Origin of the sequence: Microcoleus sp. B4-C2 (assembly GCF_036705265.1) — a bacterium.
GTDB lineage: Bacteria > Cyanobacteriota > Cyanobacteriia > Cyanobacteriales > Microcoleaceae > Microcoleus.
This window is the reverse complement of sequence record NZ_JAUBUB010000067.1, coordinates 14,333-36,149: the sequence shown is the minus strand read 5'-3', so window position 1 is coordinate 36,149 and position 21,817 is coordinate 14,333. Positions and strand designations below refer to the sequence as shown.

Annotated in this window: 13 protein-coding genes and 4 pseudogenes; 14 read left to right on the top strand and 3 right to left on the bottom strand. The window is 43.4% G+C overall.

Features of this window, described 5'->3' with window-relative positions:
- From QUB20_RS19075 to QUB20_RS19065, 3 genes and pseudogenes are all read left to right on the top strand, one after another.
- A pseudogene (locus QUB20_RS19075) lies at nucleotides 1–147 on the top strand (RNA-guided endonuclease TnpB family protein); the annotation flags it as partial.
- Nucleotides 148–271: 124 nt separating this feature from the next.
- Nucleotides 272–1,477, top strand: coding sequence for a 4-hydroxy-3-methylbut-2-enyl diphosphate reductase (locus QUB20_RS19070; RefSeq protein WP_333248369.1), 1,206 nt, complete (start codon nucleotides 272–274; stop codon nucleotides 1,475–1,477).
- A gap of 534 nt (nucleotides 1,478–2,011) precedes the next feature.
- A complete protein-coding gene (locus QUB20_RS19065; RefSeq protein WP_333056986.1) occupies nucleotides 2,012–2,155 on the top strand; it encodes a hypothetical protein in 144 nt (47 codons plus the stop codon).
- Nucleotides 2,156–2,180: 25 nt separating this feature from the next.
- Here QUB20_RS19065 and QUB20_RS19060 read toward each other — a convergent pair.
- Nucleotides 2,181–2,701, bottom strand: a pseudogene (locus QUB20_RS19060) (IS1 family transposase); the annotation flags it as partial.
- A gap of 120 nt (nucleotides 2,702–2,821) precedes the next feature.
- Between QUB20_RS19060 and QUB20_RS19055 the strand changes: the two are divergent.
- Nucleotides 2,822–4,317: pseudogene (locus QUB20_RS19055) on the top strand (IS5 family transposase).
- Between the two features lie 46 nt (nucleotides 4,318–4,363).
- Here QUB20_RS19055 and QUB20_RS28740 read toward each other — a convergent pair.
- Nucleotides 4,364–4,438, bottom strand: a pseudogene (locus QUB20_RS28740) (IS1 family transposase); the annotation flags it as partial.
- A gap of 171 nt (nucleotides 4,439–4,609) precedes the next feature.
- On the opposite strand from QUB20_RS28740, the gene QUB20_RS19050 reads away from it, so the two are divergent.
- Nucleotides 4,610–5,074 carry a hypothetical protein gene (locus QUB20_RS19050; protein WP_333056987.1) on the top strand — a complete coding sequence of 155 codons (465 nt, stop codon included), beginning with the start codon at nucleotides 4,610–4,612 and terminating at the stop codon, nucleotides 5,072–5,074.
- A 97-nt stretch (nucleotides 5,075–5,171) separates the two neighbouring features.
- Here QUB20_RS19050 and sds read toward each other — a convergent pair whose 3' ends face one another.
- Nucleotides 5,172–6,143 carry a solanesyl diphosphate synthase gene (sds, locus tag QUB20_RS19045; protein ID WP_333214464.1) on the bottom strand — a complete coding sequence of 324 codons (972 nt, stop codon included), beginning with the start codon at nucleotides 6,141–6,143 and terminating at the stop codon, nucleotides 5,172–5,174.
- 1,667 nt (nucleotides 6,144–7,810) lie between these two features.
- Between sds and QUB20_RS28735 the strand changes: the two genes are divergently transcribed.
- The 9 genes from QUB20_RS28735 (at nucleotide 7,811) to QUB20_RS19005 (ending at nucleotide 21,542) form a co-directional block, all read left to right on the top strand.
- The gene (locus QUB20_RS28735) at nucleotides 7,811–8,056 is read left to right on the top strand and encodes an ATP-binding protein (RefSeq protein WP_445299416.1); all 246 of its coding nucleotides are present in this window, start codon (nucleotides 7,811–7,813) and stop codon (nucleotides 8,054–8,056) included.
- Nucleotides 8,057–8,214: 158 nt separating this feature from the next.
- Complete coding sequence (locus tag QUB20_RS19040; RefSeq protein ID WP_333248371.1) at nucleotides 8,215–10,758, top strand: CBS domain-containing protein; 2,544 nt, start codon at nucleotides 8,215–8,217, stop codon at nucleotides 10,756–10,758.
- A 60-nt stretch (nucleotides 10,759–10,818) separates the two neighbouring features.
- Complete coding sequence (locus QUB20_RS19035) at nucleotides 10,819–11,217, top strand: response regulator (RefSeq protein ID WP_333238666.1); 399 nt, start codon at nucleotides 10,819–10,821, stop codon at nucleotides 11,215–11,217.
- A complete protein-coding gene (locus QUB20_RS19030; protein ID WP_333248373.1) occupies nucleotides 11,214–14,372 on the top strand; it encodes a PAS domain S-box protein in 3,159 nt (1,052 codons plus the stop codon). The genes QUB20_RS19035 and QUB20_RS19030 overlap by 4 nt, the downstream gene beginning before the upstream one ends.
- Nucleotides 14,373–14,664: 292 nt before the next feature.
- On the top strand, nucleotides 14,665–16,605 hold the full coding sequence (locus QUB20_RS19025) for a response regulator (protein ID WP_333248375.1): 1,941 nt from the start codon (nucleotides 14,665–14,667) through the stop codon (nucleotides 16,603–16,605).
- Nucleotides 16,606–18,513: a PAS domain S-box protein gene (locus QUB20_RS19020; protein WP_333248377.1), complete on the top strand. Its 1,908-nt coding sequence runs from the start codon at nucleotides 16,606–16,608 to the stop codon at nucleotides 18,511–18,513.
- A gap of 619 nt (nucleotides 18,514–19,132) precedes the next feature.
- Complete coding sequence (locus QUB20_RS19015; protein ID WP_333291574.1) at nucleotides 19,133–19,303, top strand: hypothetical protein; 171 nt, start codon at nucleotides 19,133–19,135, stop codon at nucleotides 19,301–19,303.
- Entirely contained in the window at nucleotides 19,300–19,752 is a 453-nt protein-coding gene (locus tag QUB20_RS19010) for a response regulator (RefSeq protein ID WP_333248379.1), read from the top strand. Before QUB20_RS19015 ends, QUB20_RS19010 begins: the two co-directional genes overlap by 4 nt.
- Nucleotides 19,753–19,880: 128 nt before the next feature.
- Nucleotides 19,881–21,542, top strand: a complete 1,662-nt coding sequence (locus QUB20_RS19005) for a diguanylate cyclase domain-containing protein (protein ID WP_333248381.1) — start codon at nucleotides 19,881–19,883, stop codon at nucleotides 21,540–21,542.
- The last annotated feature ends 275 nt before the right edge of the window (nucleotides 21,543–21,817 follow it).

Genomic DNA, 21,817 nt, shown 5'->3' with positions numbered 1-21,817 from the left:
AATGCAGCGTACAATATTCTCAGAAAAGCAATCCCAAATGCGTTCCGCAATGGGATAGGGAGCTGCGTAGTTCAGCCAAGGCGGGTCGATCCGCTCAAAGTAAAAGTGAAAGGGGAGGGGCTTAGCGCCTCCCATGTCATGCAATAAATGACTATACTTTTACCAGCTATAAATAGCATATCCCCTGTCTGCTACTGAGCCAATAAGTCCGATCGCACCCCAGGCATTCTAAAATCAAAGGTAATTAACCTAGATTTCAACTCAATACCACATGGATACTAAAGCTTTTAAACGATCGCTCCAACAGTCGGAAAACTACCACCGCAAGGGTTTCGGACACGAAGCTGAGGTAGCTGGGGTAATGCAGACGGCTTATCAAAGCAGTCTGATCCAGCAAATTCGCGACAATAATTACAGACTGGAACGTGGGGCAGTCACGATCCGGCTAGCTGAGGCTTTTGGCTTTTGCTGGGGGGTGGAACGCGCTGTAGCTATTGCTTACGAGACTCGCCAGCATTTCCCAACCGAACGGATTTGGATTACTAATGAGATTATTCATAATCCGTCTGTCAATCAGCATCTCCGGGAGATGGAAGTTGGTTTTATTGCTGTTGAGAACGGGCAGAAAGATTTTTCGGTTGTCGATAGGGGCGATGTGGTAATTTTACCTGCTTTTGGAGCCAGTGTCCAAGAAATGCAGTTGCTTAATGATAATGGCTGCAAGATTGTTGATACTACTTGTCCTTGGGTTTCTAAGGTTTGGAATACTGTTGAAAAGCACAAAAAAAAGGATTACACTTCGATTATTCACGGTCAGTATAAGCATGAGGAAACTGTTGCTACGAGTTCTTTTGCTGATAAGTATTTGATTGTGCTGAATTGGCAAGAAGCTGAATATGTCAGCAATTATATTTTGCATGGGGGCGATCGCGCTGAGTTTCTTGCTAAGTTTAGTAAGGCTTATTCTGCTGGTTTTGACCCGGATCTGGATTTAGAAAGGGTGGGAATTGCTAACCAAACTACTATGCTCAAAACTGAGACAGAGAATATTGGCAAGTTGTTTGAAAAAACAATGATGCGGAAGTTCGGACCGGAGAATTTGAGCGAGCATTTTCTGAGTTTTAATACTATCTGCGATGCGACTCAGGAACGGCAAGATGCTATGTTGAGTTTGGTTGAGGAAAAGTTGGATTTGATGCTGGTGATTGGGGGTTTTAATTCTTCTAATACTACGCATTTACAGGAAATTGCGATCGACAAAACTGTTCCTTCTTTTCACATTGATTGTGCGGAGCGCATTTTACCGGGAAATCGGATCGAACACAAGCCTTTGGGGGGAGATTTGGTCGTAACTGAAGGTTGGCTACCGGATGGTAAAATTGTAGTGGGCGTGACTTCGGGTGCTTCTACGCCTGATAAGGTTGTTGAAGATGCGATCGATCGCATTTTCGCGATGAAAGCGGCTGCGATTGTGTAATTATATTGTTTCGGGTGCGATTCGTTTAGCCGAGTGCGACCTGATAAGGTTGTTTAGTATGGGAAGCCCACTTCCCTACCGGATTCACACCCGCTACTCCCACGTAAAAAACTTCATTTGAAGTCCGGTCATGCCTCAAGTAAGCAGTCAACAACCCGGCACTGATCGGAGTGTGCGATTCGTTTAACCTAAAGTAAGTTAAAAAGCTTGCGAGACGGTTAGCCCAGTTGATGAGACTGGTGACAACTGGTTACATTTGAAGGTGAACCGCCATGCGGTAAGTCCTTCCCTCCAAGTGCAGGAGTGAAAGCATATCCCCTAGTTTACCGGGTGGCAACCAATAGGCTAAAGCGGGGTAGCCCTGTCAAGGTGTTCTTTATTCAGGCATTCTTGGTGAATCTTGAACGGCAACGGTCGCTGGCGACAAGCTTGGCAACCTTACGAATAAACTTAGATCAGCGACTGTTGCCGTTCTCTTCGATTTGCGGGTATCGGTATAATGGTTGAAACCTTGTAGGACTAGCATACAAGCTATTGGCTCACCCCATCTTGCAGTATTTAGGAGAAACTGCTGCCTCTATGACTGATGTGATGCAATTTCTGGGAGATAGTCCACCAAAGTTACTAGCTAATTATCAAATCAGAATCATTGATGGCAACTGTTTAGCTGCGGGGTAGTAATAAATATGTAGTGATTAGATATTTATTGGCTCAAAACATAGTTGTAATGATGGATAAAATACCAAATAGCACCAATATGGTTTTCTAACTTTTTAGAAAATGAAAGAGTTTTTCTTACGATCCGAAAAACACGTTGGCGCAAAGTATTATTAAATCTTTCAATGTGATTAGTTTTTCCACTGTCTTTCCCAACTGGCTGAGGGCGTAGCGAAGGAAAAATACAAGCATATGCAGCCCAAAAATCTGTATAGCAAACAGCACATTGTCGATATACAGAAGGTAGAGAATTCCATAATTGTTTGGCTCCTTCTTCGCTACGATCACCAATATAAAGACCAATAATTTCTCTGGTCTCTCTATCCATTGCGGCGCCACACCCATTGCTTATTTTCTTGGTAATCTACAAATGGGCACAGTTCATCACATTCAACATTCAATCTGACTTTTTTTAGGTTTAACCTTTACTCTGCGTTGGAGTGAGGCATATTTATTATTTACGTAATCCTGTAACCATTTTTGAGAAACACCCGTGCTTCTAGCTAGGGCTTGCTGAATATATCGGTTGCACTTGACGTGGCATGGGTTAAGAACTGGTGCGATGCAAGTCAGGTGCAAAAAAAACAGGTAAAATAGAGCAAAACCCCTGCATCACCATCTGCGATCGTGTACCGAAAAGCTGAGCTTGCTCCCCCCTCACCCTCCGACTTTGAACTCCCCTCATGTGGAAAGTTGTCAGCAGATAACCGTTGGGTAAAAATGGCCCAAATAATCCCGTGGTCTGAATTTGAATCAGAATATGCGACCAACTTCCCCACAGAAAAGGGGGCCCCTGCTAAATCCTTTAGGATGGCATTGGGGGCATTAATTATTAAAGAAAAATTAGGAATTAGCTCCGAGTGAAACAGTAGAACAGATCCGTGAAAACCCCTATCTGCAATACTTCATCGGTCAATCAAGCTACAGCAACGAACTCGCATTTGACCCATCCCTCTTAGTACACTTTCGGCAACGAATCAGTCCCAACCTAATTAATAAAGTGAACGAACGCATGGTTGAAAAAATGCGAGAAATCACGCCTGTCAAACCCGAAAAAAAAAAGGATTCGGACGCCAAAAATGAGTCACCCAATCGCGGTAAACTAATCATAGATGCAACCTGCGCCCCAGCCGACATTAGTTATCCGACCGACTTAGGACTATTAAACAGAGCCAGAGTTCATACAGAAAAAATCATAGACATTCTGTATAAACAAATTAAAGAAAAAACCACTAAAAAACCAAGAACCTACCGTAACCTAGCCAGGAAAGACTACTTAGCAGTAGCCAAACAACGACGACCGACCAAAAACAAAAAAAGACAAGCAATTAAAAAACAACTTCAATATATCAAAAGAAACCAGGCTCATATTGAACAGCTAATTGATGCGGGTGCGAGCCTAGAAGGTCTGAATAAAAAACAATATAAAACCTTGCTAGTCCTCACAGAAGTCGCTCGCCAACAACAGTGGTTATTTGACAACGATAAACAGAGTATTGAGGATAGAATAGTAAGTTTAAGTCAACCCCATATTCGTCCCATAGTCAGAGGAAAAGCCGGAAAAAGCGTAGAATTTGGAGCCAAACTATCAGCCAGTTGTTTTGAAGGATATGTATTTTTAGACCGGATGAGCTGGGATAACTTTAACGAATCAGGGGACTTAAAAGCACTCTTTAGAAGCTTATTATAGATTCACAGGATATTATCCCGAGTCCGTTCATGCCGATCGCATTTACCGTACAAGAGAAAACCGAGCATGGTGTAAAGAAAGAGGCATTAGAATTAGTGGGCCACCTCTAGGAAGACCCCCAGCAAATGTGAGTAAAGCAAAAAAGAAGCAAGCTTTAGAAGATGAAAGAATTAGAAATGCAATAGAGGGAAAGTTTGGGCAAGGGAAAAGAAGATTCGGTCTCAATAGAGTTATGGCTAAACTTGATAATACCTCTGGTACGGTTATTGCAATTACTTTTTTGGTTATGAACCTTGCTACCTGGTGGCGCCGGGTTTTTTGTGTGTTTTTCTGTCTATTTGGAAAAAGAACACCTGTTTTTGGGTTGAAGATAATCCCCAATTATAATTGGGGGGACTTGATACCGAAAAAACTTATATATAACTCTGCTTGAATATATCGATCACTCCTGTTCTTAGTTTGCGATCGATTATTCAGCAAACCCTAGCTATACCAGCCAAAGAAATCTTCTCCAAAAGAAGTTGATCGATTAAATCTTTTGTTGCTGAGCTAATTACCATGAAAATGTGGAATCCTCGATTCACGCGAGGAGTCATCCCACACTAATCGAAGCGATATAGTGTGGGGATTCCCGTCTGACTAGCTAAACTCCAAGGGGTAATATATACTTGGATGCGAACCTGCTAACCTGAAATTTTTAATTTTAGATATCAAAGAACTGACTGATGGATTTAGACCAACAGATTCAAGCATTGATCGAAAAAGCTCCGCCCGACGGTTCGACGCCACAAATCTTAAAGGCGATCGCCCCGGCCCTGGTGTTAATTGCCCAACAGCTACAGCACCTTGAATACTCGATCCTGCAAGCGGTAGACCAAAGTTGGGCGATCGTGGTTTTGAGCAATCTCAAGCAACCGGGACGGGAGAAGAGGGTGATTTATGCTTGGAGCAGTATTAAAGATGCGTCGCAGGCTGCGGCTGCTGGGGGCGATCGCCTCAGACCGGTGCTTTTGCCTGTCACTCACATTTTATTTCAGATGATAGCTCTCGAAGGTCTTGACAGCATTGTTTTTTTTGAAAGTCCCGGAAATCAGGAAGTCGGGACGGAAATCCCTCGCGAGCAAGTACAGAGTTTAATTAACGTTTACTTGCAACAGTATCGATCGGCTCCACCGCCGGATCTTGCCTAAACAAATCAATTTTCTATTAATTGGTAACAGGGCATTAGGCATTGGGAATTCCCCATTACCAATTCCCCATTACCAATAAAGTGTAACTTTTTAACCTCTAATAAAGTCTACTCAAAACGTATTCAGCCAAATCAATCAAAGCTTGGCGGGACTCTGAATGGGGCAGCGCAGCTAAGTATTCGACGGCTTTCTGTGCGTGGTTTGTGGCTAGTTCTCGCGATCGCTCTATGCCTCTAGAATCTTCTACCAGTGCCAGGGCCTGCTCTATATCTCCTTCTTGGGCAAATTCCCGTTCTATGAGAACTTCCAAGTAAGGTTTTTCTTCTAGGGCAAATAGTGCGGGTGCTGTCAGATTACCGCTTCTGAGATCCGAGCCTGCGGGTTTCCCCAAAGTTTCCGTTGAAGCGGTGAAATCTAATATATCATCTACTATTTGGAATGCCAAACCAATGTTGCGACCGTAGTTGTACAAATCGTCTGCTATTTCCGCTGAAACCTCGCTCAAACAGCCCGCTGCTTTGGAACTGTTGGCAATTAAAGACGCTGTTTTGTAATAACTTTTTTCGAGGTACGCTTCGATCGACAAGCTGGTGTCAAATCCATTTAGTCCCTGTTGAATTTCCCCCTCAGCTAAATCCATAATCACTTCTGAAAGCAGTTTGACTACTGGCAGGTTGTCGAGATTTGCCAAATGCCAGGAAGATTGAGCAAACAGAAAGTCTCCCGCCAATACTGCCACTCGGTTGTTAAACCGACTGTGAACCGTCGGCACTCCCCGTCGCAGATCCGACTCGTCCACCACGTCGTCGTGCACGAGACTAGCTGTGTGGATCATTTCCGTGATTTCAGCGAGGCGGCGGTGTTTTTCTGTGATTTCCCGATCGGGCATAGTCGCCTTGGCCATCAACAGAACGATCGCGGGTCTCACTCGTTTTCCCTTTGTGCCGAATAAGTATTCTGCAGCCGCGTACAAGATGGGATGACGGGCACCCACTAACTGTTTTAAGTTTTCTGTCAACAGTCGCAGGTCTTCTTCAACCGAGGAAAATAGGAGAGTGCTAGAGATCATGGATACGCCGACTCAAGCCGTAAAGTAACAAAATTTTACATATCATATCTTTATTTTAAGGTAATTCTCTGCAATAGAAAAGAAAAATCTAGGATATCTGCAGTTATTTGTCATCTACCACCCGATGGGAGTCACCCGTCTGCCAGAGGCGAGTAGCCGGCTGCCAGAGGGGTTGCCCCTATTGTATCGAATTGTTAAGGACCTTGCCAAAAATTCTCTAAATCCCAGAAACCCTGTGTTATTATGGGTATTAAGGATTTAAACAATTCTATACATTAAGTACAGCCAGACGGGCAGGTAGCTATTAGGTGCCTGTAAAAGTTTCGTAGAGCCAGCCTTGTTAGTCGATCGCAGCCAAAATTTCTGGTACAGATTTTTAGTTCCTCGCGGCTAAAAGTTTTCAGAAGTTAAGAGTAGCGCATCTTATGTGCACGGTAGCTCAAAGCAGCTAAAGTGGATGGTTTTAGGCTGTTTAAGCATCTGTAAAGCAGTAAATCATTGTTGATGACCGGGAACGCCTAAATGTTCCCGCAGGCTTGATATGGAAAAACAGCCTTCAGAACCAAGGCATGGTCTTGCGTGCTGACTTAATGTAGTAGGTCTTGAACTTGTCCTGCTCCTCCTCGTCCTTGACTTTTGGTTCTAATTATGATTTATCGCGATATTCCTCTAATTATTCCCATTCTGGCCGCCGGCTATGTAATGACTATTTATGTAGTGCTGATGTTGGCCCAACGCAGCGCTAAAATAACTCGATTGGGCGAGTAGTGCATTGCTGGGCAGCCGAAGTCGGCAGCAGCGCCCTCGCTTCACCCTTGAGAATTCGGAATACTCAATAATAACCCTGCCTTGAATGCTTGCGCGCAAAGGCAGGGTTATTATTTACAATTGCGGACACCCTGATTTTCTGGGCTGCTAGTTCCTGCAACACATAGCTATAGTTATCGATGTTCAATGCCAACAGCCTCTGAGGCAGGATATTATATTTAGTAGCAGCTTGTATCGGTCACGACAAGTTTCATGTCAGGGAAACTCTGCCAATGTTCCGAGAAAGCTATTAAATTATTGTCAAAAACGCTGAGTTTGAAGTTGTCGGTTATTGTGCAAAAACTCGCAATATTCCTATTTTTCAGGGCAAGAACTTACAAAAATAAAACACGAAATTTCTGAATCGAGCATCCGGCTTGCTCAACATAAGGAATCCATAAATTTGCACTGCAATTACATATTTCATCAAAGGGTGCTTAAGCTGTTGTGCATTTAATTTGTATGTTGAGGGCGGGCAGGATGCCCAACCCCTACTCCCCACAAGAGGAAAAATTTATTTTACTATGCAATTTAAATGCGGATTAGCTTAACTTGCTGAGTCAGTCAGATAGTCTCTGCCATTTATTCACAGCTTGCCAAGAAGATCATCTGGTACACAGAGAGCCACAAAAGTAATTTTTAATTTCAAAAATATTCTCGATATAACTGTATGGTAGAAAAGTAATTGCTACTATTAATAACCCCTTAAAAATTCATTAATTTTTGATTAAAAGACTACAACACCGAGTAGAAATTGTCAGAGAATCTTAAGCTACACTGCCTAAATAGTTGTGTAATCCAGACGAACTCAAACAAGTTTTCCTAAATATGATGCACAATGGTTTACAAGCGATAGATAATTGCCTAATTTTAAAATTAGAGGTGAGAGAAGAAAATCCGAGCCTGCTCGTCAGTGGCAACTGAATTACTTGGTAATTTTGCCACGAATATGTGATCCGTTGTTTACCACAAAACCCGCCTACGAAGGCAGCGGGTTGGGACTGGAGATTGTTAAAAAAAGTGTGGAAAAACATTTGGCTAAAATAGAAGTAACATCAGTTATCGGCCAAAGGACGTGTATCGTGCCAATTCATATCGCCGTTTAGCGCGATCGCACTAAAAATCATACCAATGCGGGACTAAAATGCAACTTTAGACCGATGTCAATTCTCTATTGCTGTGAGGATACCGCGACTGTAAAATCTGAAATCTAAAATGGTATTAAGTGGCGGTTCCCCCTGCATCTATCCCCCTTGATTTGCCCATGTCAACAACAGTTTCTGATACTCAAAGCTTGCTAGAACAGGCGATCGACCCCAAACCGCCGGTGCTGCCTCCAGACACACCCTTGAAAGTCGCAATTGCTGCCATGACTCAGGCGAGTGCCAGTTGTATTTTAATCGCGTTTGAGCAGCAATTGCTCGGAATTTTTACAGAACGTGATGTTGTGAAAATAACTGCTAGCGAAATACCGCTAGCAGGGGTGGCAATTTCTGAGGTGATGACTGAAAACCCGATCGCCCTGAACCTCGATCAAGGGGGAAATATCTTCAAAGTATTGAGCATATTGCGATCGAAAAGAATCCGTCATTTACCCCTCCTAGACGAAGGTGGCAAGTTGCTAGGCGCTATCACCTGCGAAAGCATCCGTCAAATCCTCAAACCGGCCGACTTGCTAAAAATGTGGCGCGCCGAAGAAATTATGACCACACAAGTAATAGTTACCTCAAGCAGCGCTTCAGTTTTAGAAGTCGTAAAACAGATGAGAACCCAGCGAAAAAGCTGCATAGTCATTTGCACTGACAGCGACAACAAAAATCAGAAACCTGTGGGCATAATTACAGAACGCGATATTGTTAAATTCCAAGCTTCGGGGCTAGATTTCGCACGTACTCCCGTCACCGCCGCGATGAGTTTTCCGCTGATACCGTTGCAGGTAAAAGCCACCTTGTGGCAGGCTCACCAGTTAATGCAGCAGCACGGCATCCGGCGCTTGGTGGTGGTGGACGAGGAAGGATATTTAGCCGGAATTGTGACTGAAATTAGCCTGCTGCAGGCCTTAGATCCGGTAGAAATGCACGCAAATGTCGAGCTTTTGCAGGAAACAGTCGCCGACAAAATTCAGGAGTTGAACAAAATGAACGAAGAATTGCAAAAAGAAGCGTTGCGGAGAACTGAAGTCGAGGAAAAATTGCGACTCTTAAATGATAATTTGGAAGAACAAATCAAACAGCGAACTTTAGAATTAATTAATGCCAACAGTCAGTTAAAAAAGGAAATACAAGACCGCACCACCGCTGAATCTGAAGTTCGCCGCCTCAACACCGAACTCGAACAGCGGGTTCTAGATCGCACAGTTCAACTAGCAGCCAGTAACGAAGAATTGCAGCAACAAATTAGCGGTAGAAAATTGCTCGAAGAAAAATTGCACTTTTCTGAAAGGAAAGTACGCGCCGTTTTTGAAGCGATGACCGACATCGTTCTCGTGCTAGATAGTCAGCGGAACATTGAAATTTTGCCAACGAATGTGGCAGCGATTTCTGAGTCTGATTTCGATATAGTCAGCTTGACTATAGAACATTTTCTTGACGATGACAACCCGGATGATTGGTGGGTCTTAGTCCAGCAAGTCTTAGAAACACAACAACCTATCAATTTTGACTACAGCTTAACATTTTGCGATCGCGCAATTTGGTTTTCTGCCTGCATTTCTCTGTTCTCAAAAGATGCAGTTATTTGGGTTGCCCGCAACATTAACGCCCGCAAAATAGCAGAGTCAGCGCTGTGCCAAAAAAATGCAGAGTTATCTCATACCTTAGAAGAACTGAAGCGGACTCAAAAAGAACTTATTCAATCAGAAAAAATGGCAGCCCTCGGACAGTTAATTGCCGGAGTTGCTCATGAAATCAATTCTCCTTTAGGGGCGATTCGCTCTTCTGTGCAGAACATCGCCGACTTCTGGACGGAACAGTTGCAGCAGTTGCCGATATTTTTTCAACAACTATCCCCGGAAAGGCGACAGGATTTCTTTGCTTTACTACACAAGTCCAGCCAAGAAACAGATACATTATCTAGTAAAGAAAAACGTCAGTTAAAAAAACTTTTGCAGGGTAAATTAGAATCAGAAAACATTGACGACGCCGCTAGTCTTGCCTGTACTTTATTAGATATCGGTATCGGCAATAATGTAGAACCTTTTTTACCTTTGTTGAAAGACAGCCAAAGTCGAAACATTGTACAAATCGCCTACCAATTTGCTACGGTACAAAAAAGCACCAAAAATATTGCTACTGCTACAGATAGGGCAGCAAAAATCGTTTTTGCTTTAAAAAGCTACTCTCGTTACGACCAGTCGGGTTCCAAAGTTATCGCTAATATTACCGACGGTATTGATACTGTTTTAACGCTTTACCACTACCAAATCAAACACGGTGTGGAAGTAGTCAGAAACTATGGTACTAATTTGCCCTCTGTGCTATGCTATCCTGATGAACTCAGTCAAGTTTGGACAAATTTAGTTCACAATGCTTTACAAGCGATGGGTAACAAAGGCGTGTTAAAAATTGATGTCAAACACCAAGCGAATGCAATATCAGTCAGTATTACCGACAGTGGCCCTGGCATTCCCCCAGAAATTATGCCGAGAATTTTTGAGCCGTTTTTTACAACTAAACCTCCAGGGGAAGGCAGTGGTTTGGGGTTAGATATAGTTCAAAAAATTCTGGAGAAACATCAAGGTGGACTGCAAGTAGAAAGCGTGCCTGGTCAAACAAAATTTACTATATCCTTGCCCATAGGAATCCCTTGATAGCAATAAAAAAAACCGGGAAATTACCCAATTTTACAATTTTAATAGAAGTAAAGTTTTATGTCTAAACCAGTAATTTTGTGCGTTGACGATGAAGTTGTGGTCTTAAATAGTTTGAAAATTCAACTTAAAAAAGAATTTGGGGATGCTTACCTCTATGAAGTAGCAGAAAATGCAGATGAAGCTCTGGAAATTATGGAGGAAATTCAAAAAGAAGATGAAAGTGATATTTTAGTCATAGTATCTGACTGGTTAATGCCAGGGATTAAAGGAGATGATTTTTTGATTATGGTTCACCAAAAATATCCTAAAATTGTGAAAGTTATGCTGACCGGGCAAGCAGACGAAGTAGCAATATCACGGGTGAAAGAGCAAGCAAACTTGCACCGTTGTTTGTACAAGCCGTGGGAGCGCAAAGAATTAGTAGAAACAATAAAATCTGGTTTGACAAAAATATGAACAATAAACCTGTGATTATTTGTGTGGATGACGAACCGATAATTCTTGAAAGTTTGAAAATTGAGTTAAAAAAAACCCTGGGGGAAGAACACTTATTAGAAACCGCTGAAGGTGGCGAAGATGCTTTAGAGTTAATCGAGGAATTACTGGCAGAGGGTTGCGAAATCGTAGCAGTGATTTCCGACTATCTGATGCCGAATATCAAAGGGGACGAATTGCTGAAGCAGATTCACAGAATTTCGCCAAAAACTATCAAAATCATGCTGACGGGGCAAGCAGACTTAGAAGCCGTGGCGAATACTATTAAATATGCTAAATTGTACCGTTACATATCGAAACCTTGGCAGTCGGAAGATTTGAAGTTGACGGTAAAAGAAGCGATTAACAGCTATTTTAGGGAGAAGCAATTAGCGCAACAAAATGCTCAGCTCCAAAAGCTAAATCAAGAACTGGAAACTTTAGTCGAGGAGCGGACTGCACAACTGCGATTGTCTGAGGAAAAGTTTGCTAAAGCTTTTCGTTCTTCTCCCAACCCGATTACTATTACCAGATTTAATGACGGTCGTTATTTAGAAATTAATGAGGCTTTTTGTCAGACTATTGGTTATTCTGCTGCAGAAATTCTCGATCGCACGGCGCTTGAGTTGAATCTTTGGGAAAATATACAAGCCCGCGCCGAGTTGTTTAAACTGTTAGATGAAAAACAAATTATTCTGAATTATGAATTTAATTTTCGCACTAAAACAGGGGAAGTTAGAACGGGGCTGCTGTCAGCAGAAATCATTGAGATTCATGGGGAAACCTGCGTAATTTCTGTGATTCAAGATATTAGCGATCGCAAATTAGCGGAAGAAAAACTCCGAGCTATAGCGGCTTCTTTAGCAGCAGCGCAAAGAATCGCCCGTGTCGGTAATTGGGAATGCGATTTATCGGCCAACACAACTACTTGGTCGGAAGAATTATCTCGGATTTTTGGGATCGCTCCAACCCAGCCTGCGCCAACACTAACTGAGTTTTTGCAATACGTGCATCCCGACGATCGACAAAAGTGGCAAACAACGATCGACACTGCTATTGCTAGCGGGCAATCTTACACTTTGGAATATCGAATTCTGCGCCCGGAACAGAAAATTGTTGCGGATAATTCTCCGTCACAAATAAGTGAAGCCGGCTTCATCCGCTACATCGAAGCCAGAGGAGAAGTAGTTGTCAACCAACAAGGGCAAGTGACAAAACTATTCACAACTTTGATGGACATTACTCCACGCAAGCTAGCAGAAATAGCCCTTGCAGAGAGCGAAGAAAAATACCGTCATTTAGTTGAGACTTCCCAAGATATTATCTGGTCTTGCAATGCTCAAGGACACATTACTTTTGTCAACCAAGCAGTTAAACAAATATACGGTTACGAGCCTGAAGAAATGCTCGGCTGTTCTTTTAGCGATTTCTTGGCTCCCGGAGAAATAGACTGGAAATGGGAACTTCAGCAGCGCTTGCTGACGGGAAAAACTGTGTTTCAGTACGAAAATATAGTATTAGGAAAAGACGGTAGAAAGATTGATGTAAATACCAAGGCGATCGCGCGCATGGACGCTGAAGGAAACATCATCGGCACAACAGGCACTGCTAGCGATATTACCGAACGCAAACAAGCTGAAATAGTCCTGCAAAAAGCCAAAGAAGAAGCCGACAGAGCGAACAGGGCAAAAAGCGAATTTCTCTCGAATATGAGCCACGAATTGCGAACTCCCCTCAACGCAATTCTCGGTTTCAGCCAACTGCTTGCCCGCGACCCAGACCTCGATGCCGACCAACAGCAATACTTAGGAATTATTACCCAGAGCGGGGAACATTTGCTTGTTCTGATTAACAATATTCTGCAAATGTCAAAAATTGAAGTCGGGCTGGTGACACTTAATAATAGCACCTTCGACTTACACAAAATGCTAAAAAATACTGAAAATATGCTGAAGCTGCAAGCCGAAAAAAAAGGGTTGCAGTTAATTTTTGATTGTTCACCAGCTCTCCCTCAATATATAGAAACTGACGAAAGCAAGTTGCGACAAGTATTGATAAATGTAGTCGGAAATGCTATTAAGTTCACGGCAGAAGGTGGTGTCAACTTGAGAATCAAACATGAGTTGTTAAAAACTAAAAATGAGGGAGAGATTCAACCAATTGACAGTTGCTGTTTGCTATTTGAAGTGGAAGACACTGGTGCTGGAATTTCGGCGGAAGAAATGGAGAATTTGTTTAAACCTTTCGCGCAAACAGAAAGCGGGAAAAAAGCTCAAGAAGGAACCGGTTTGGGCTTGCCAATCAGCCAGCAGTTCGTTAAGTTAATGGGAGGGAAGATGACGGTAACAAGCACCCTCGGTCGCGGCAGCATTTTTAGATTTGATGTTAAAGTTTCGCTCCCTAGTGCAGTGGAAATTCAGGTGGCTCAAACAGCTCGCCGAGTGGTGGGCCTGGAACCCGGACAGCCAGAATACCGGATTTTAGCTGTTGACGATCGCCTGGAAAGCCGCTTGCTGTTGGTCAGAATGCTGACATCCCTTGGCTTTGCGGTGCAGGAAGCTGAAAATGGGGTTCAAGCTGTGGAAATGTGGTCGAGTTGGGAACCTCATTTGATTTGGATGGATATGCGGATGCCGGTGATGGACGGTTACGAAGCTACTAAACAGATTAAAGCGCATTTGAAAGGTCAAGCAACGGTGATTATTGCTCTGACTGCAAGTGCTTTTGATGAGGAGCGATCGCTGATTTTGTCTGCTGGTTGCGATGATTTTGTAGCGAAGCCTTTTCGGGAGCAAGTGATTCTGGAAAAGATGGCTAAGTATCTGGGAGTCCGCTATGTTTACGATCGAGAAGCTTCGCTAAGTTCTGATGCTGCGGTGTCCGGCGAGGTTTCCACGGCAACTGAAACGGCTGATTTGGCTTTTACGCTGAATACTTCATTTTTGGAAGCTATGCCTGCGGAATGGGTTGATGAATTGTATTCTGCGGCGGATGCGGTTGATAACGAGGAGATTTTTCGGCTGTTGTTGTCGATTCCTCCTATTAATGCTAGTTTCGGCAACGCGATCGCCGATTTGGCGAATAACTTCCGGTGCGATCGGATTATCGATTTGATTGAGGAGTTTAGAAATTGTTGAAGGATGAAAGAAGAAGGGATAATAGGGGCAGGTTCAGGATTATTGATCGTGTAGGTCGATCGCCTATTTGTAAACTCGCCTGCTATAGACTAATTTACTTGTAGCCAAGCTCCACACCCTGGTAATCATCAGTCCTTCCCAATTCTTTAATCTCAAATCTCAAATCTCAAATCTTAACTAGGATAAGTTCTGTAAATATAAAAGGAGTTGATTGAGGAGGGAGTGCTATAATGACTATTTAACCACTTTTGATAATTCCAACAATTTTTAAATTAACAAAAAATAGCGATCGATGATCAAAAATCAAATAGAAGAAAATAAAGGCAACATATTAATTGTTGACGATACTCCAGAAAATTTGCAAGTTTTATCAGCAACGCTGTCCGATCGGGGCTACAAAGTCCGCGGCGTAATTAACGGCAAAATGGCAATCAGGGCCGCGCGCTCTGGTTGTCCCGATTTGATTTTGCTCGACATCAAAATGCCGGAAATGGACGGCTACGAAGTCTGCACCCAGCTCAAGGAAGATCCGAAGACATCCGAAATTCCAGTTATTTTTATCAGCGCTTTAGATGAAGTATTGGACAAACTAACCGCCTTTCAAGTGGGAGGGGTTGATTATGTCACAAAACCGTTTCATGTAGCAGAAGTTTTAGCGCGAATCGAACACCAACTGACTATCCAAAGACTGAAAAAACAATTGCTCGATCGCAATAAAGAACTGCAAGAAGAAATAATAGAACGCAAAAAAGCTGAAGAAGCAGCGGCCGCTGCCTCGCTTGCAAAAAGTCAATTCGTTGCCAACATGAGCCACGAATTGCGGACTCCCCTGAACGCCATCCTGGGTTTTACCCAAGTCATGAGCCGCGACTCTTCCCTGGGCCACGAAAATCTCGAAAATCTCCGAATTATTAACCGCAGCGGTCAACATTTGCTGGAACTAATTAACGATGTTTTAGACTTGTCGAAAATAGAAGCAGGGATAATTGGCTTAGATCAACGCAGCTTTGACCTTTATCAACTCCTCGACACTCTCGAAGAAATGTTTCAAATTAAAGCTGAAACAAAAAAAATGCAACTGAGATTTTCCGTCGAGGCTAATGTTCCCCAATATATAAAAACTGACGAAAAAAAGCTGCGCGTTTGCTTAATTAACCTGCTGGCAAATGCCATGAAATTTACTCACGACGGGGGCCGTATTTGGCTGCGCGTGAGCGTGGAAAGCAACCAGCAACAGCCGGCAGAATCGGAAAGTCATCTTAACTATACCTTCGTCGATCCATTGTTAATTTTGTTTGAAGTTGAAGACACTGGAATTGGCATAGCAGCAGCAGAAATTGATACTTTATTTGATGCTTTCGTGCAAACACAAGCGGGGAGAAAAGCGGCTGATGGTACGGGATTGGGTTTGACAATTACTAAAAAATACGTGCAGATAATGGGCGGGGATATTTGGGTAAAAAGTGTTTTAGGTGAGGGAACCAGTTTTAAATTTAATATCCGAGTATTGGCCGCTATTTCGTCGGAAATAACCGTGGCGACATTTCAGCGTGCGATCGGACTAGAAGCAGATCAACCGATTTATCGGATTTTAGCAGTTGACGACAATCCAGACAATCGGCTGCTGCTGGTTAAAATGTTGCAACCAATTGGTTTTGAAGTCCGAGAAGCGGAAAATGGCTACCAAGCGGTTGAACTTTGGGAAAGTTGGCAGCCTCATTTAATTTGGCTGGATACGCGAATGCCAGTAATGGACGGTTTTGAAGCTGTCCGACAAATTAGAGCCAAAGAGAAACAAACTCAGTGGCGAACTGTAATTATTGCTCTGACTGCTAGCACTTTTGAGGAAAAAAAAGGCGAAATTCTCGACGCAGGTTGCGACGATTTTGTGCGGAAACCTTTTCAAGAACAAATCCTTTTTGATAAGATGGCTTGCTACTTGGGAGTGCGCTATCTTTATCAAGAGTTGCCCCGACTCCCTGTCAGGGCTTTACGGCGTTATTGTGTGAACGAAAAACCCGATTCATTTTTCGGAGGGCTGCTGGCTCAAATGCCTCAAAGCTGGGTGAAGGAACTCCATGACGCAGCTAATGATGTTAATGAAGAGCTGGCGATTCAACTTGTCGATCGCATCTGGGAAAGTCATCCAACTTTAGCTGAGGCTTTAAAAGATTTGCTTGCCGATTACCGACTCGACAGGATAATGGATTTAACTCGATCGAGTTTAAAATAAATGGATAATAGCGAAATTAAAGTATTGGTGGTTGATGACCAACCAAGCAATCTGCGGTTCTTATCCAAACTGCTAACATCCCAGGGGTATCTAGTTTACCGAGCTATTTCCGGTCAACTGGCGTTGAATGTTGCGATCGCCCATCGCCCGGATTTAATTTTGCTCGACATTAGAATGCCGGAAATGAGCGGTTATGAAGTTTGTCGGAGACTGAAAGCGACACCGGAAACTGAACAAATTCCGGTAATTTTTTTAAGCGTATTAGATGAAATGAACGATAAATTACAAGCTTTTCGAGTAGGAGGCGCCGACTATATTACGAAACCATTTCAAGTAGAAGAAGTTTTAGCGCGCATCGACAAGCAAGTCCGCTTGCAAAAGCTGCAACAGCAATTAAAAGAACAAAATTATCAACTGCAACAGTCGCAGTCGCTGCTTGCTAGCATATTAAATAGTTCCTTAGACTGTGTGGTGGCTTATTCTGCTGTCCGCAACAGTGAGGGAAATATTGTAGATTTCCAGTGGCTGTTGATTAACCCTGCTGCTGAAAAATTTTATGGTCTGCTATTAAATGAGATAGTTGGCAAGAATTTGTTAGCCAAAGTTTCCCAAGTTAGCAATAACAGGTTATTTGATTTGTATGTTTCTGTAGTAGAAACAGGAGAAACTGTAGACCAAGAATTTTATTATGAACAGGAGGGAGATACAATTGTTTGGCTGCACATTGTGGCGGTCAAATTAAACGATGGTCTGGCAGTAACATTTCGTAACATTACCGAGCGTAAACGAGCAGAAATTGCCCTACGAGACAGCGAAGAACGCTTCCGCGCGATATTCGAGCAAGCTGCGGTCGGCATAGCTAAAACCGCACTTTGTGGTAAATTTATGCGGGTAAATCCTGGCTTTTGTCAAATTGTCCGCTATGCACAATCTGAATTGTTACAGCAAAATTGGGAGGCAATTACTCACCCAGATGATAGAGAAGCGGACAGAGAATACCTGGGTTCGCTGTTATCTGGGAAGATTCAAACTTTTTCTGTGGAAAAGCGTTTGCTATGCAAAGATGAGGCAGTGCGCTGGGCAAATGTTACTGTGTCGGCAATGCGCGATGTCAAGGGGACGCTACAGTATTTGATTTGTGCGATCGAGGATATTTCTGAACGCAAGCTGGTACAAGAAATGCTGCAAGCGAGTTTAGACGCTCAAACCCGCTACGCTCAAGAATTAACTCGTTCTAATGCCGAACTAGAACAGTTTGCTTATGTGGCTTCTCATGATTTGCAAGCGCCTTTGAGCACGATTGCTGGCTACGCTCAACTATTAGAAAAACGCTTTCCCAACCAACTTGATGCCCAAGGGAATAAATTTATCCGCAATATTGTTCATTCTTGCGATCGGATGCAGGCGCTCATTGATGACTTGCTGGAGTATTCGCGGGTAGGTCGCAGTCAGAAACCTTTTGAGCTCATAGATTGCAATCAGGTTTTTGAGGATGCTTGTGCTAATTTGCATTTGGCCATCCGCGAGAATCAAGCTTCAGTTACTAAGGGGAATTTGCCAAGGGTAAAAGCTGACTCTTTTCAACTGCTGCAACTGTTTCAAAATTTAATTGGTAACGCCATTAAGTACCGCAGCAGTGAGGCGCCGGTGGTGCAGGTGGACGCTTCGCATCAGGGGGATAGCTGGGTGTTTTCAGTGCAGGATAATGGTATTGGGATTGCCTCACAGTATCATCCGCGAATTTTTCAGATTTTTCAGCGCTTGCACACCCAAAAACAGTATTCGGGAACTGGTATCGGTTTAGCGATTTGTCAAAGAATTGTCGAGCGGCATGGCGGCAGCCTGTGGGTAGAATCAGAACCCAATCGAGGCTCGACTTTTTATTTTTCTATTCCTATATCAAAGTAAAGTCAATCGATTTTAGATTTTAGATTTTAGATTTTAGATTTTAGGTTTTAGATTTTAGATTTTAGGTTTTAGATTGTAGATTGTAGATTGTAGATTGTAGATTGTAGATTGTAGATTGTAGATTGTAGATTGTAGATTGTAGATTGTAGATTTTATATTTTATATTTTATATTTTATATTTTATATTTTAGGTTTTAGATTTTAGATTTTAGAATTGAAGAAAGCGACTCCACTGATAAATCCGGGGGCAAGTGAAGAGGATTCGGAGCTTTTTTCTCGCTCCACGGATGAATCCGGGGGCTTGTCACCAAATTGCTTGATTGTCACCCGTCCTTTACTTAAGCTTTAAATATCTTTATCTTTTCTTTACAAAAATGCTTATAAAGTGTAGCATATTCACTGATGACATCGAGCTATAAATCTATCAATATAAATTTATTAGCTCTATCCTTATACAACTTATAAATCAGCGGTGCGCGCAAGACTTGTTAATTTTTTTCAACTGTATCCAGAGCATCTTGCTTTGGGATGCAGTAGTTTCCATAGTAGTTCGCGGAGAAGGATTTGTGATGTGTTTGCAGTTTGCAGGTTCTCGGACAGACTGCCAAGTGAAACAATCATGATTCGCAAACCTTTGCAAATGCAGAAAAACTGTAAATTATTGCAACACAATTTCAGTGTTCTCAGCCAGATTTACCGGATGATGGCAAGAGATTCTTGGCAGGTACTCAGACACGGCTCAAAGTCCAGCGACCTCACAAAAAACGTTCGGAGTGAGGCAAAGCCGTGAATTATAAAAAGAAAAAATTTACTCTTTTAATAGCCAACGATGACGAGGATACGCGCTTTTTGGTGAAGGAAGCACTGGGAGAAGTTCGATTAGCAATTACGAGCGAATTTGTGGAAAATGGAGAACAAGTTCTAGACTACTTGTACCGTCGTGGTCAATATGTTGGTAGCAGCAATTGGCATCAGCCAGACTTGATACTTTTGGATCTGAATATGCCGAGGCTGGACGGGCGAGAAACACTAACTTTGATCAGAGCTGACCCCCATTTGCAACAAATTCCGGTTGTAATACTCACAACTTCCCACCGCAGAGGAGATATCTTGCTTTGCTACCGCTTGGGAGCCAATTCTTTCATATCCAAACCAGTAACTTTTGAAGGATTGCTGGAAGTAATGAAGACTTTATGTGAGTATTGGTTTGAGATCGTTTCACTCCCACCGGATATGTAAGCTTTAATGGAGCGCTAAATGCCTAGTTTGAGTGTATAGTGAATTTGATAAGCGGAAATATTTGCCGATCGCAAGTATCGCTATCAAAACAAAAAAGTTGCCTTCGACTCGCTCCGAACGCTATAGTTGTGTTAACACGTAACCAATGTCTGAAAATTTTGTTGGTTGAGGATGACCTCGGAGATCCGACAATGATCGAAGACCTTCTAGGGTCATTCAGCGAGTCTCTATTTCTTCTCCAAACTGTTAAGTCTCTGGAGATAGGAGTTGGGCGTCTGGAAGTAGACAAGTTTGACGCCGTACTATTAGATTTGTCACTGTCAGACAGCTTGAGGGGAAGCGAGGCGATCGCAGTTTTGAAAGGGCGATGGCCGACATTGCCAATTGTGGTGCTGACAGATATCAACGATGAAAATATAGCCCGCTCAGTATTGCGCTGGGGCGCTCAAGATTGTTTGGTAAAGGGAAGATTTCACCGAACTCTGCTGGTGCGGGCTATCCATTACGCGATCGAACGCCAGCAAATCGAAGAACAATTGCGGCAGCAGGCTCTGCGACAGCGGCTGTTGGGCAAAATGATCGAACATATTCGATCGTCAATAGATCCGGCAAGCATTCTCCAAAGTACCGTCGCAGAAGTGCGCCAATTTCTCCAAACAGACCGCGTTTTAATTTATCGCTGTCAGGATTGGGTGTCTCAATTGGACGGGGAAGAGCAAAAAGGTGCGATCGTCGCAGGTGACGGTTTGCCAGAAGGTTATATTGAAAACCAAAATATTAGTGCTGCTTTGGCGGTGTCCTGCTTTATTTTAGTCGAATCCCAGTCGGTACAAGCAATAGCAGATGTCAGCACTGCCCCGTTGGCTGGCAGTTGCAAAGAATTGTTGACAGATTGTGAAATTGCAGCGGTTATCAGCGTGCCAATTTGGCAATCAGGTGACTGGGAAACGGCAAAAGAAACACAAGAAGCAACTGTTTGGGAAGTCGAGAACAATCAAGATGCAGCGGAAAATTATATCTGGCACCAGGCGAGTGGCAAACTGCAGGCGCAGGGTAAAAATTTGCCGGATTCGATCGCAGAAAATGGCAATAGTTTGTGGGGAATGCTGACAGCATACAATTGCAGTGGTGTCAGGGAATGGCAACAGTGGGAAATAGATTTTTTACAGCACTTGGCAAATCAAGTGGCGATCGCGATCGAACAATCTCAACTTTACCGCAAGCTAGCAATAGCCAATCAAAAATTGCAGCAACTGGCAACTACTGACGGACTGACTGGCATTGCCAATCGCCGCCAGTTCGATCGCGTTTTGAGCTTAGAGTGGCGCAGATTGGCAAGAGAGAAACTGTCGCTGTCTTTAATTATGTTTGACATCGACTTTTTTAAACTTTACAACGATTTTTATGGGCACCTGGGCGGGGACGATTGTTTGCGCCAAGTTGCGGGGGCGATCGCCAGTGCCACCAAGCGAGCTGGGGATTTGACTGCCCGCTACGGTGGCGAAGAATTTGCCCTAGTGCTGCCCAACACTAGCGCCGAAGGGGCAAACGCTGTCGCCCAGCAAATTTGCGACGGCATCGCCAGCTTGAAACTGCCCCACGCGCGATCGTCGATCGGCCCCTACGTTACCCTCAGTTGCGGCATTGCGACAGCGATTCCTTCTGCCCAGGAATCTCCCGACGCCCTAATTCGCAGCGCTGACAGCGCCCTTTTTCAAGCCAAAACCGAAGGCAAAAATCGCATTTGTCACGCTAGCAATAACTCGGAATCTTCCCCGATTTTTATGTAAAAGTTGAAGGTAATTTGTAATATCGTGTTTAATTTTTCACTCACAACTCATAACTCATATTGTTGACCAGGGCTGTTTCATTCTCACCAAAAACATGAATTTTGTAGGGGTAGTGCGACCCCTACTCCCCGTGCCTACCCCCGACCTAGACGATTCGATCGGCTGATCAGACCAAGAGGGCCGGCACGGGGGCGCGGCCCCTACGGAGAATGAAACAGCCCTGTATTGTTGACCTTTGCATCAGAATAATAATTTTCTGAGTGCACTGCCAGCGC